11 protein-coding genes are annotated in these 11,552 nt (G+C 69.1%); 7 read left to right on the forward strand and 4 right to left on the reverse strand.

Features of this window, described 5'->3' with window-relative positions:
* Positions 1-221 precede the first annotated feature (221 nt).
* Complete coding sequence (locus ACWEFL_RS04325) at positions 222-578, forward strand: HesB/IscA family protein (protein WP_399239817.1); 357 nt, start codon at positions 222-224, stop codon at positions 576-578.
* Positions 579-680: 102 nt separating this feature from the next.
* On the opposite strand, the gene ACWEFL_RS04330 is transcribed toward ACWEFL_RS04325, so the two are convergent.
* Complete coding sequence (locus ACWEFL_RS04330; RefSeq protein WP_451707172.1) at positions 681-2,300, reverse strand: hypothetical protein; 1,620 nt, start codon at positions 2,298-2,300, stop codon at positions 681-683.
* Between the two features lie 160 nt (positions 2,301-2,460).
* The gene (locus tag ACWEFL_RS04335) at positions 2,461-2,673 is read right to left on the reverse strand and encodes a hypothetical protein (protein WP_451707175.1); all 213 of its coding nucleotides are present in this window, start codon (positions 2,671-2,673) and stop codon (positions 2,461-2,463) included.
* Between the two features lie 130 nt (positions 2,674-2,803).
* Between ACWEFL_RS04335 and ACWEFL_RS04340 the strand changes: the two genes are divergently transcribed.
* Positions 2,804-3,778 carry a carbohydrate kinase family protein gene (locus ACWEFL_RS04340; RefSeq protein WP_451707177.1) on the forward strand — a complete coding sequence of 325 codons (975 nt, stop codon included), beginning with the start codon at positions 2,804-2,806 and terminating at the stop codon, positions 3,776-3,778.
* Positions 3,779-3,922: 144 nt separating this feature from the next.
* Here the strand turns inward: ACWEFL_RS04340 and ACWEFL_RS04345 are convergent, their stop codons facing one another.
* A complete protein-coding gene (locus tag ACWEFL_RS04345) occupies positions 3,923-5,308 on the reverse strand; it encodes an aminotransferase class V-fold PLP-dependent enzyme (RefSeq protein WP_451707180.1) in 1,386 nt (461 codons plus the stop codon).
* Positions 5,309-5,661: 353 nt separating this feature from the next.
* Between ACWEFL_RS04345 and ctaC the strand changes: the two genes are divergently transcribed.
* The 4 genes from ctaC to ACWEFL_RS04365 all read left to right on the forward strand — a co-directional run bounded on the left by ctaC (position 5,662) and on the right by ACWEFL_RS04365 (position 10,175).
* The gene (ctaC, locus tag ACWEFL_RS04350) at positions 5,662-6,627 is read left to right on the forward strand and encodes an aa3-type cytochrome oxidase subunit II (RefSeq protein ID WP_451707182.1); all 966 of its coding nucleotides are present in this window, start codon (positions 5,662-5,664) and stop codon (positions 6,625-6,627) included.
* Complete coding sequence (ctaD, locus tag ACWEFL_RS04355; protein ID WP_451707185.1) at positions 6,624-8,354, forward strand: aa3-type cytochrome oxidase subunit I; 1,731 nt, start codon at positions 6,624-6,626, stop codon at positions 8,352-8,354. The genes ctaC and ctaD overlap by 4 nt, the downstream gene beginning before the upstream one ends.
* Entirely contained in the window at positions 8,351-8,749 is a 399-nt protein-coding gene (locus ACWEFL_RS04360) for a cytochrome c oxidase subunit 4 (RefSeq protein ID WP_451707188.1), read from the forward strand. Before ctaD ends, ACWEFL_RS04360 begins: the two co-directional genes overlap by 4 nt.
* Positions 8,750-8,924: 175 nt before the next feature.
* On the forward strand, positions 8,925-10,175 hold the full coding sequence (locus tag ACWEFL_RS04365; RefSeq protein ID WP_451707191.1) for an Ig-like domain-containing protein: 1,251 nt from the start codon (positions 8,925-8,927) through the stop codon (positions 10,173-10,175).
* A gap of 116 nt (positions 10,176-10,291) precedes the next feature.
* Here the strand turns inward: ACWEFL_RS04365 and ACWEFL_RS04370 are convergent, their stop codons facing one another.
* Positions 10,292-10,693: a hypothetical protein gene (locus ACWEFL_RS04370; protein ID WP_451707194.1), complete on the reverse strand. Its 402-nt coding sequence runs from the start codon at positions 10,691-10,693 to the stop codon at positions 10,292-10,294.
* Positions 10,694-10,932: 239 nt separating this feature from the next.
* On the opposite strand from ACWEFL_RS04370, the gene ctaE reads away from it, so the two are divergent.
* Complete coding sequence (gene ctaE, locus ACWEFL_RS04375; RefSeq protein ID WP_451707197.1) at positions 10,933-11,550, forward strand: aa3-type cytochrome oxidase subunit III; 618 nt, start codon at positions 10,933-10,935, stop codon at positions 11,548-11,550.
* The last annotated feature ends 2 nt before the right edge of the window (positions 11,551-11,552 follow it).

Raw genomic sequence — 11,552 nt, forward strand, 5'->3', positions numbered from 1 at the left:
TAGCGTCGATGTGACGCACCCCCCGGAGTCCAGCCATGTCCCCGACCCGGCGGATATGCGAGCATGAGGGGGAAGAGATGCGACGTGACGCGAAGTGATGCTGAAATACGACGCCGGCCCGGAATGAATCCGCGGCCAAGCCTGTTGCAATCGTCGGCAAGCAGTCTCCGTACATCCCCCTGCCTCCGGTGGGGAGACTCATTCCGGGAGTGATGAAGCAGATGTCCGTATCGGACGAGACCACCACCGTGAGCGACGGCATCCTCCTGTCCGACGCCGCCGCCGCCAAGGTCAAGGCCCTGCTGGACCAGGAAGGCCGGGACGACTTGGCGCTGCGCGTCGCCGTACAGCCCGGAGGCTGCTCCGGCCTGCGCTACCAGCTCTTCTTCGACGAGCGTTCGCTCGACGGCGACGTCGTCAAGGACTTCGACGGTGTGAAGGTCGTCACCGACCGGATGAGCGCTCCTTACCTGGGCGGCGCGTCCATCGATTTCGTCGACACCATCGAGAAGCAGGGCTTCACCATCGACAACCCGAACGCGACGGGTTCCTGCGCCTGCGGCGACTCCTTCAACTGAGCGCGGTACGCCGCGCGAACGACGCCGAACGACACGCCGAAGGCGGCGGCCCCTTCCGGGGGCCGCCGCCTTCGGCGTGTCCGTCAGCCGTGAGACGCCCGGTCAGCCGACCGGAACCGTCTTCCCCGTCTGGGCGTCCACGACCTCCCGGCCGCCCAGCGGCTTCTCAAGCGTCACCTTCTCCGTCAGCTCCTTGGCGAGGGCGATGCACACCCTTCCCGGACGCGGCTCCGACTCGGTGATCGTCACCCGCACCCGGCCGTCGCTCTCGTTCGCCCGCGCGGTGTAGTCACTGCACACCCCGCCCCAGAACGTGACCGTCAGCGTCCGCCCGTCCGCGGTGTACGACTGCACCCGGCGATCGCTGTCCGGGACGGCCGGATCCCGGGACGGCCCGGTCCCCCGCGTCGGCTGCGGCTGCGGCTGCGACGGCGACGAAGGCTCCGCGGGCGTGGCGCCGCCCGCGCTCCGGGTGAGGAACCTCGGCTCCACCGCCGGCTGGGCCATCGTGTACGGCCGCGCTCCGCCGCCCGGCGCGATCCGGAACAGCCAGGACGGTACGAGGGACGACTTCCCGTCCACGTACCGCGCGGCCAGCCCGAACACGGCCCTGTCCACCGTCATCCACTGCGGCTCGGCGGGCCCGCACACCGTCGAGCGCCCCACGCCGTCGTCCGGCTGTGCGGTCGGACAGACGGGAACACACCCCGGCAGGTCTCGCGGCAGCTGTTTCCGCTTCTCCTTCTCCACCGGCACGGGCGTCGCGCAGACGGGGACGTCGCACGGCTTCTCCGCCACCAGCGCCGGGTCGGCCGGGTCGGTCGGCGGGCATCCGGAAGACCTCGCCGGACCGTGGTCCACCGCGGTCGCGCTCAGCATCCCCAGCGCCCGGTCCGCGGAGACCACGGGGTACTCGCCCCCCTTCCGCGGCTTCGTCAACTGCCCGCTGCCGCCGACCACCTGGCCGTCGGCCCCGACCTGTATGCCGGTCGTCCAGCCGTGCGTCGGCAGCCCGCCGACCACCGGCTCGGCGTTCACCACCCGGATCCCGCCCATCACCTGACCGGCGTCGAGCGCGGCGTCGCTCTGCCCGAGCGCCTTCAGCACCGGCGCGGCGGCCCTTTTCGCGGCCGCCTCGCTCACCGGAGGGAGAAGGGGTTCGGCGTCGGGCGCGCTCCCGGTCGCGGTCGAGGCGCAGACATCGGCCTTCCGGCAGTCGTCACCCCGAGGCGAGGGGCCGAACCTGCTGTACGTCCACGTTCCCGGCGCGTCGGCGTTCACCCGAAGCGTCTCGCCCGAGCCGTCCCGGTCGGCCCCGGCCCTCCACACCGATCCGGCCGGCCGCACCGGGCCGGGCAGCCCGAGCGCCTTCGCCAGCCGGGCCACCTGACCTTCGGTGACCCTGCCCTCCGCATGGTGCACGGCGGCCCTGTCCGGGCCGTCCGGCAGCTCGCCCACGGCCCGGTACCGCGTCCCCCCGGCGGGGTCCAGCTCACCGGGCGCGACCCCCGGACCGTCGCCGGGCACGCCGCTGACCGAGATCAGGGGCAGCTTCGCGTCCCGCGCCCCGCTCCCGGCGTCCGCGCCGTCGTCGCCTCCGAAGCCGGCCGTCACGAAGTACGCGCCGCCCGCGCCCACGACCAGCACCGCCGCCACCACGGAGGCGACGAGCGGGGCGCGCCGACGGCGTCCGCTGTCCTCGTTGGTCTGGTTGCCGCTCACCGCACCGCTCCCTGCTGTCGCGTACCCCGCCCCGGATGCGGGGTCGCGGATGGGACGGAACGAGGGAGCACATGGTTCCCCGGCGCGGACCGGCGCATGCCGGGAGTCCGGGCCGGGGAACGGGCCGGGGGCCGGGCCGTGGGGGTTGAACGCCCGGCCGTCAGCCGCCGTATCCGTAGTCGGGCATCGCGTCGACCAGCCGGGCCGAGGCGGCCGACACGACGACGCCATGAATACGGGACGGCGGAACGGGCACGGAGACGGTCCGCGCGGGCACCGACCACTGCGGAGCCATCCGGGCGCAGTCGCCTCGCAGCTGAGCCAGGGTGAATTCCTGGTCGCGGGAGGCTCGAGAGGCGCTGGGGTTCGTCATATCCGCACCGTACGCATCGAGGAGCAACGGAAAGAAGACCTGCTATGAGATATTTTCTACCGTTTGGTCGTCGCTCTCAACCGGGTAGCGTTAAGGGTCATCGCCCCCTCCGCCACAGGAGCGCATCGCCGTGCGAATCGCAGTCACCGGCTCCATCGCCACCGACCACCTCATGACCTTCCCCGGCCGCTTCGCCGACCAGTTGGTCGCGGACCAGCTGCACACGGTCTCCCTCTCCTTCCTGGTCGACGGTCTCAATGTGCGCAGAGGCGGTGTCGCGGCCAACATCTGCTTCGGCATGGGCCAGCTGGGCACCGGCCCCGTACTCGTCGGCGCGGCCGGAGCGGACTTCGACGAGTACCGCGCCTGGCTCGACCGCCACGGTGTGGACACCGGTTCCGTACGGATCTCCGAGGTCCTGCACACCGCCCGCTTCGTCTGCACCACCGACGCCGACCACAACCAGATCGGCTCCTTCTACACGGGAGCGATGAGCGAGGCCCGCCTCATCGAGCTGAAGTCCGTCGCCGACCGGGTGGGCGGCCTCGACCTCGTCCTCATCGGCGCGGACGATCCGGAGGCGATGCTGCGCCATACGGAGGAGTGCCGCTCGCGGAAGATCCCCTTCGCCGCGGACTTCTCCCAGCAGATCGCGCGGATGACCGGCGACGAGATCCGGATACTGCTGGACGGTGCCACGTACCTCTTCTCCAACGAGTACGAGAAGGGCCTCATCGAGTCGAAGACCGGCTGGACGGAGCAGGAGATCCTCGGCCGCGTCGGCCACCGCGTCACCACACTGGGCTCCCGCGGCGTCCGGATCGAGCACGCCGGCGGGGACCCCATCGAGGTCGGCTGCCCCGAGGAAGAGGCCAAGGTCGACCCCACAGGCGTCGGCGACGCCTTCCGCGCGGGCTTCCTCTCCGGCCTCTCCTGGGGCGTCGGCCACGAGCGCGCGGCGCAGGTCGGCTGCATGCTGGCGACCCTGGTGATCGAGACGCTCGGCACCCAGGAGTACACGCTCCGGCGCGCCCACTTCATGGACCGCTTCACCAAGGCGTACGGCCACGAGGCGGCCTCCGAGGTCCAGGCCCGTCTCCCCTGAACCGGCCCGGTCGGGCCCGTCGGGCCCCGCCGGAGTCCGGAACGCCGTGACCGGGCGGGGTCACGCCCGACGGGGGACACACGGGAGAGGCGGGGCGGGGGACACACGGGAGAGGCGGGGCGAGGCGGGGGAGTGCAGCCCGTCTCACACCACGCGCCGCACCACATAGCGCACCCCGCCCCGCTCGCCCCCCTCCTCCTCTCCCACGAACTCCTGCCCCCGCATCACGCACCACGCCGGAATGTCCAGCCGTGCCGCCTCGTCGTCCGAGAGGACGGTCACGGTGCCGCCCACCGGCACATCCCCGATGACCTTCGCCAGCTCGATCACCGGAACCGGGCAGAGCTTGCCCAGGGCGTCGACCACCAGCGCCCCCGCCGAGGCCGCCGGGGCCGCCTGCGCGGAGACCGGCGCGACGGCGAGCCGCTCACGGACCGAGGCCACGACCCGAGGCAGGACCTCCAGAAAGCGGTCCACCTCCTCGGCCGGCGCGCCGGCGGGAAGCGACACCCGCACATTCCCCTCGCTCAGCACCCCCATCGCCCGCAGCACATGGCTCGGCGTCAGCGTGCTCGACGTGCACGAGGAACCCGACGACACCGAGAAGCCCTCCCGGTCCAGCTCGTGCAGCAGCGTCTCTCCGTCGACATAGAGACAGGAGAAGGTGACGAGATGGGGGAGCCGCCGTACGGGATCGCCCACCACGTCCACATCCGCCACCAGCTCCGGCACCCGCGCCCGGATCCGGTCCACCAGTTCCCGAAGCCGTGCCGCCTCCGACGCGGCCTCGGCCCGCACCGCCCGCAGCGACGCCGCCGCCGCCACGATCCCCGGAATGTTCTCGAAACCGGCCGACCGGCCCGACTCCCGCTCGTCCGACGGTTCCTGGGGCGAGAACCGGACACCTTTCCGCACCGCGAGAAGACCGACGCCTCCCGGTCCGCCCCACTTGTGAGCGCTCGCCGTCAGCAGCGACCAGCCCTCGCCCACGGGTCCCCACGACAGCGACTGCGCCGCGTCCACCAGCAGCGGAACCCCGGCCGCCCGGCACGCCTCGGCCACCTCCGCCACCGGCTGCTCCGTCCCGACCTCATGGTTGGCCGATTGCAGACACGCCAGCGCGGTGTCCGTCCGCAGCGCCGCCGTGAACGCGGACACGTCGACCCGCCCGAGCCGGTCCACCCCGATCTCGGCCGTCTCCTGCCCGTACCGGGAGGCGGCGTGCAGTACGGAGGAGTGCTCGACGGCCGAGACGACCACCCGGCGCCCGACGCGCCGGCGTGCCGCGACCGCCCCCGACACCCCGAGGTGAACCGCGCGAGTCCCCGAAGGAGTGAAGACCAGCTCGTCAGGGCGGCACCCGACCGCCTCCGCCGCCGCCTCGCGCGCCGCGTCCAGGAGCAGCCTGGCGCGCCGCCCCTCGCGATAGAGCCTGGCGGGGTCGGCCCATCCCTCGTCGAGTGCCGCCTGCAGGGCCTGGCGTGCGACGGGGTGCAGGGGAGCGGAGGAAGCGGCGTCGAAGTAGGACATCCGGCCACGCTACGACCCCGCCGGGAGCACCGCCCGAAGGGGGCGTCAGATGCCCGCCGGAAGGCGGTACTCCGGGGCCCGGGGGCCGGCGGTGAAGGAGGCGTTCCAGGAGTGTGAGATACACCGGAACCCGAGGTGTTTCGGGTGGAAATCCTGTGAAATTTCGGGGTGATTCCACCCCTTCGGGGAGTCGGACGGCGCGTTGGGCACCCTCCCCGCGCGACCCCAAATAGCGTCCAGTAGGGTTTGGTCCGCATAAACATCCAAACCCCTGCCCGCGTCAGGGCCGGCGACCGACCAGCGAGACGGCCGCACACCCCCCGCGCGGGCCGAGACTCTCGGGAAGGCGCTACGTGAGTCCCAACGGCTCCGACCGCTCGTCGCGGCGCCCGATGCGGCGGAAGCTGCCGCAGGTGCTGACTGCGGGCCTGATCCTGGTTACCGCCACCGGTTGCGAATACACCTGGGAAGACTTTCCCCGGCTCGGCATGCCCACTCCGGTCACGGAAGAGGCGCCCATCATCCTCTCCCTCTGGCAGGGCTCGTGGGCGGCGGCGCTCGTCACGGGCGTCCTGGTGTGGGGTCTGATCCTGTGGAGCGTCTTCTTCCACCGGCGTACCCGCACCAAGGTGGAGGTCCCCCCGCAGACCAGGTACAACCTGCCCATCGAGGCGCTGTACACCGTGGTCCCCCTCATCGTCGTGTCGGTGTTCTTCTACTTCACGGCGCGTGACGAGACCAAGCTCGTCTCCCTCTCCCCGAAGCCCGCGCACACGATCAACGTGGTCGGCTACCAGTGGAGCTGGGGCTTCAACTACATCGAGGACGTCCCCGGTGTGACGGGCGACGCCAAGAAGGACAAGAACCTCAAGGCCATCCCCGACAAGTGGCTGGACGACCTTCCGGCCAACGCGGGCGGCGTCTACGACGCCGGCATCCCCGGCACCCGGAACCCCCAGAACGGCAACCCCGGCCCCACGCTGTGGCTGCCGAAGGGGGAGAAGGTCCGCTTCGTGCTGACCTCCCGTGATGTGATCCACTCCTTCTGGGTGGTTCCCTTCCTCCACAAGCTGGACGTCATCCCCGGGCACACCAACGCCTTCGAAGTGACTCCCAACAAGGAGGGCACCTTCATGGGCAAGTGCGCGGAACTCTGTGGCGTGGACCACTCGCGGATGCTCTTCAACGTCAAGGTCGTCTCCCCGGAGCGCTACCAGCAGCACCTCAAGGAGCTGGCGGACAAGGGTCAGACCGGGTACATCCCGGCGGGCATTGAGCAGACGACCCCGGCCAAAAACGCGGAGAAGAACCAACTGTGAGCATCCTCAACCAATCCCAGGGTGCCGCCGCGGCTGACGACTCGTACGAGAACGAGCTGCCCGTCCGGCGCAAGCAGCCCGGCAACGTCGTGGTGAAGTGGCTGACCACCACCGACCACAAGACCATCGGTACGCTCTACCTGGTCACCTCGTTCGTGTTCTTCGTGATCGGCGGAGTGATGGCGCTCGTCATGCGCGCCGAACTGGCCCGTCCGGGCACGCAGATCATGTCGAACGAGCAGTTCAACCAGGCGTTCACGATGCACGGCACGATCATGCTGCTGATGTTCGCGACGCCGCTGTTCGCCGGATTCGCGAACTGGATCATGCCGCTGCAGATCGGCGCGCCCGATGTGGCGTTCCCGCGGCTGAACATGTTCGCCTACTGGCTGTACCTCTTCGGCTCCATCATCGCGGTCGCGGGCTTCCTGACCCCGCAGGGTGCGGCCGACTTCGGCTGGTTCGCCTACTCCCCGCTGTCGGACGCGGTCCGTTCGCCGGGTGTCGGCGCCGATATGTGGATCATGGGTCTGGCCTTCTCCGGCTTCGGCACGATCCTCGGCTCGGTCAACTTCATCACCACGATCATCTGCATGCGCGCTCCCGGCATGACGATGTTCCGGATGCCGATCTTCACCTGGAACGTGCTGCTGACCGGTGTGCTGGTCCTGCTCGCGTTCCCGGTGCTCGCCGCGGCGCTCTTCGCGCTGGAGGCGGACCGCAAGTTCGGCGCTCATATCTTCGACGCGGCCAACGGCGGCGCGTTGCTCTGGCAACACCTCTTCTGGTTCTTCGGCCATCCAGAGGTGTACATCATCGCCTTGCCGTTCTTCGGCATCGTCTCCGAGATCATCCCGGTCTTCAGCCGTAAGCCGATGTTCGGCTACATGGGCCTGGTGGCGGCGACGATCGCGATCGCCGGTCTGTCGGTGACGGTGTGGGCGCACCACATGTATGTGACGGGCGGCGTGCTCCTGCCGTTCTTCTCCTTCATGACCTTCCTGATCGCGGTACCGACCGGTGTGAAGTTCTTCAACTGGATCGGCACCATGTGGAGAGGATCGCTGTCCTTCGAGACACCGATGCTCTGGACCATCGGCTTCCTGATCACCTTCACCTTCGGTGGTCTGACCGGTGTCATCCTGGCCTCGCCGCCGCTGGACTTCCACGTGTCGGACTCGTACTTCGTCGTCGCGCACTTCCACTACGTCGTCTTCGGCACCGTGGTCTTCGCGATGTTCGCCGGATTCCATTTCTGGTGGCCGAAGTTCACGGGCAAGATGCTGGACGAACGGCTCGGGAAGATGACCTTCTGGACGCTGTTCTTCGGTTTCCACGGGACATTCCTGGTGCAGCACTGGCTGGGTGCGGAAGGTATGCCGCGGCGTTACGCGGACTATCTCGCCGCCGACGGCTTCACCGCGCTGAACACCATCTCCACGATCAGCTCGTTCGTTCTCGGCGCTTCGCTCCTGCCGTTCTTCTACAACGTCTGGAAGACCGCCAAGTACGGCAAGAAGGTCGAGGTCGACGACCCGTGGGGCTACGGCCGTTCGCTTGAATGGGCGACGTCCTGCCCGCCGCCGCGGCACAACTTCCTCACCCTTCCGCGGATCCGGTCCGAATCCCCGGCGTTCGATCTGCATCACCCCGAGTTCGCGGCTGTGGACCAGCTGGAGAACAAGGGTGACCACGCCCTCACCACCGGGAAGGACGCCGACAAGTGAAGATCCAGGGAAGGATGTTCCTCTGGCTGAGCGTCTTCATCCTCGCCGTCGCCATCCTGTACGGCGTGTGGTCGAAGGAGCCGGCCGGTACCACCGCGCTCTTCCTGGCGTTCGGCCTGAGCATCATGGTCGGCTTCTACCTGGCCTTCACGGCCAGGCGGGTCGACGCCATGGCCCAGGACGACAAGGAGGCCGGCGTAGCGGACGAGGCCGGCGAGGTGGGGTTCTTCGCCCCGCACAGCTGGCAGCCGCTCTTCCTGGCCACCGGCGGGGCGCTCGCCTTTCTCTCCGTGGCGGTGGGATGGTGGCTGATGTACTTCTCGGCGCCGATCATCCTCCTCGGAATCTTCGGCTGGGTGTTCGAGTACTACCGCGGTGAGAACCAGAACCAGTAGCACCCGCGCGGCCTGAGCGTCCCGCCCGACCGGCGGGGCGCTCAGGCCCGTCGATCCGGAGTCAACGAGGCGCGACACAGGCCCGGATCCCCTTCACTCGCGAGGGGGATCCGGGCCTCGCCCGTTTGCACGCACTCAGCGCGCCGTAGAGTGATGATCTTCATACCGTGTGCTTATGAACCAGAAGCCGCGCATTCACACCGTGCTCCGCTGCTGCGTGCTGGTCGTGTCCCTGGGGATGGTCGCGACCGCTTGCGGCGACTCCGATTCCCATCCGCTCTCCACGAAGCCGTTCGACGCGGCCGAGCAGGTCGCCTTCAACACCCCCAAGGACGGACGGGTCGATCCCGGCAAACCCCTCGAAGTTACGGTCAAGGGCGACGAGGGCCGCATCACCGATGTGACGGTCGTCTCCGACTCGGGGCATCACCTCGCGGGCGAGCTCACGGCCGACGGCAGCCGCTGGCGCTCCACCGGATCACTGTCCGCGGGCGCGAAGTACACCGCCAAGGTCTCCACGGAGGACGAGGACGGCTCTCCCGGCACCCGTAAGGTCACCTTCGAGACCTCCCCCGCCAAGCGGCTCCTCACGGTCAAGTTCGGCCCCAAGGCGGGCACCTACGGCGTCGGCCAGCCCGTCGTCGCGGAACTCAGCCTCCCCGTGAAGGACCAGGAGACGAGAGCGGTCGTCGAACGCGGGCTCAGGGTCGAGTCCACGCCCTCCGCCGAGGGCTCCTGGTACTGGGTCGACGACAAGAAGCTCCACTACCGGCCCAAGGAGTACTGGCCCGCGGGCGCGACCGTCAACGCCACCAGCAACCTCCAGGGCGTCAAGGTCTCCGACCAGCTCTACGGCGGCCCGTCCAAGCCGCTGAAGCTCACCATCGGGGACCGTATCGAGGCCGTCACGGACGCCGCGGCGCACACCATGACGGTCAAGCGCAACGGAGAAGTGATCAACACCATTCCGGTGACCACGGGCAAGCCCGGCTTCTCCACCCGCAACGGCGTCAAGGTGATCCTCGGCAAGGAGTACAACGTCCGTATGCGCGGTACCAGCATCGGCATCGCCGCGGACAGCTCGGAGGGGTACGACCTCACGGTGTACTACGCCGCACGGGTCACCTGGAGCGGCGAGTACGTCCACGCCGCGCCCTGGTCGGTCGACTCGCAGGGGTCGGCCAACGTCAGCCACGGCTGTGTCGGCATGTCGACCGGCAACGCCGCCTGGTTCTTCAAGACCGTGCGCGAGGGCGACCTCGTCGAGGTCGTCAACAGCTACGGCGAGGACATGGCCGCGTTCGGCAACGGCTTCGGCGACTGGAACATGCCCTGGGACAAGTGGCGCCAGGGCAGTGCCCTCGCCGCCGGGACGCGGGAAGGCAGCAGCCCCGCGGACACGGCGCGACTGCGCCCCCAGATCTGATGGGTGCCGCCCCTGCCGCTGTTCGCCGGGCCGTGGCACGAGAAGCCGTGGCACCAGATGGGGGAGAGGCACGAGAAGAGGTCCGGAGCCCCGCCCCGGACCTCCTGAAACCCCGCTCAGACCTCCAGGGCCAGCCTCGCGCGCAGCAGCGAGGCCAGTGCGGCCGCGAACTCCACCGGGTCCACGGGATGTGTCACGGCGGACTCCGCGCGGCTCCAGGTGGCCAGCCAGGCGTCCTGGGGACGGCCGATCAGGAGCAGCACGGGCGGGCAGTCGAAGATCTCGTCCTTGATCTGCCGGCAGACGCCCATGCCGCCCGCGGGCACGGTCTCCCCGTCCAGCACGCAGACGTCGACGCCACCGCGGTCGAGCTGGGCCAGCACGGCCGGCAGGGTGGCGCACTCGATGAACTCGACCTGGGGGACGTCGGCGGCCGGCCTGCGGCCTGCGGCCAGCCGCACCTGCTCACGGGTGTTGGCGTCATCGCTGTAGACCAGCACGGTGGCGGTCGGCTGCATGGTTCCTCCGCGTCGTTGGACCGGCCGGTGGATCCGAACCGGGATCCTTCGTTGGGTCAGGCGCCTCCGCCGGGGGTCTCCCCGGCGGAGCCAGGCCCTGAACGATGGATGCTACTCCGTCCCCCAGCGCGTCAACAGCGCTTCCGGCTGAGCCGCGATGGGCCGTTGGAGCTGGGAGGGAAGCACTGACACACCGAACGGCACCCCCCGGAGTGAGGGCGGGATAAGCGACCGACATAATGTCGGTCGTGGCGACAGCAACGACAGTAGAAATCGGGCACGCGCACCCGTCGGTCAATCGACCGAACCTCACCAGCGTCGGAACCATCATCTGGTTGAGTTCCGAGCTGATGTTCTTCGCGGCCCTCTTCGCGATGTACTTCACTCTGCGATCGGTGACGGGTGCCGACTTCTGGAGCGGGAGGGCAGACCTTCTCAACTTCCCCTTCTCGGCGACCAACACCACGATCCTGGTGCTCTCTTCCCTCACCTGCCAGCTCGGCGTTTTCGCCGCCGAGCGCGGTGATGTGAAGAAGCTGCGGACGTGGTTCATCATCACCTTCGTCATGGGCGCGATCTTCATCGGCGGCCAGGTGTACGAGTACACCGAGCTGGTCCAGCACGGGCTCTCGCTCTCCTCGGACCCGTACGGCTCGGTCTTCTACCTGACCACCGGTTTCCACGGACTGCACGTGGCGGGCGGACTGATCGCCTTCCTCCTGGTCCTCGGCCGCACCTACGCGGCCCGGAGATTCACCCATGAGCAGGCAACCGCCGCCATCGTCGTGTCCTACTACTGGCACTTCGTCGATGTCGTCTGGATCGGCCTTTTCCTCACGATCTACATGATCAAGTAAAT

This window comes from Streptomyces sp. NPDC004838, assembly GCF_053600955.1.

Excerpts from the sequence above, each read along its gene's own strand:
- ACWEFL_RS04325 (WP_399239817.1), top strand. The coding sequence starts at position 222 with ATGTCCGTATCGGACGAGACCACCACCGTGAGCGACGGCATCCTCCTG.
- ACWEFL_RS04335 (WP_451707175.1), bottom strand. The coding sequence starts at position 2,673 with ATGACGAACCCCAGCGCCTCTCGAGCCTCCCGCGACCAGGAATTCACC.
- ACWEFL_RS04345 (WP_451707180.1), bottom strand. The coding sequence starts at position 5,308 with ATGTCCTACTTCGACGCCGCTTCCTCCGCTCCCCTGCACCCCGTCGCA.
- ACWEFL_RS04365 (WP_451707191.1), top strand. The coding sequence starts at position 8,925 with ATGAACCAGAAGCCGCGCATTCACACCGTGCTCCGCTGCTGCGTGCTG.
- ACWEFL_RS04370 (WP_451707194.1), bottom strand. The coding sequence starts at position 10,693 with ATGCAGCCGACCGCCACCGTGCTGGTCTACAGCGATGACGCCAACACC.
- ctaE (WP_451707197.1), top strand. The coding sequence starts at position 10,933 with ATGTCGGTCGTGGCGACAGCAACGACAGTAGAAATCGGGCACGCGCAC.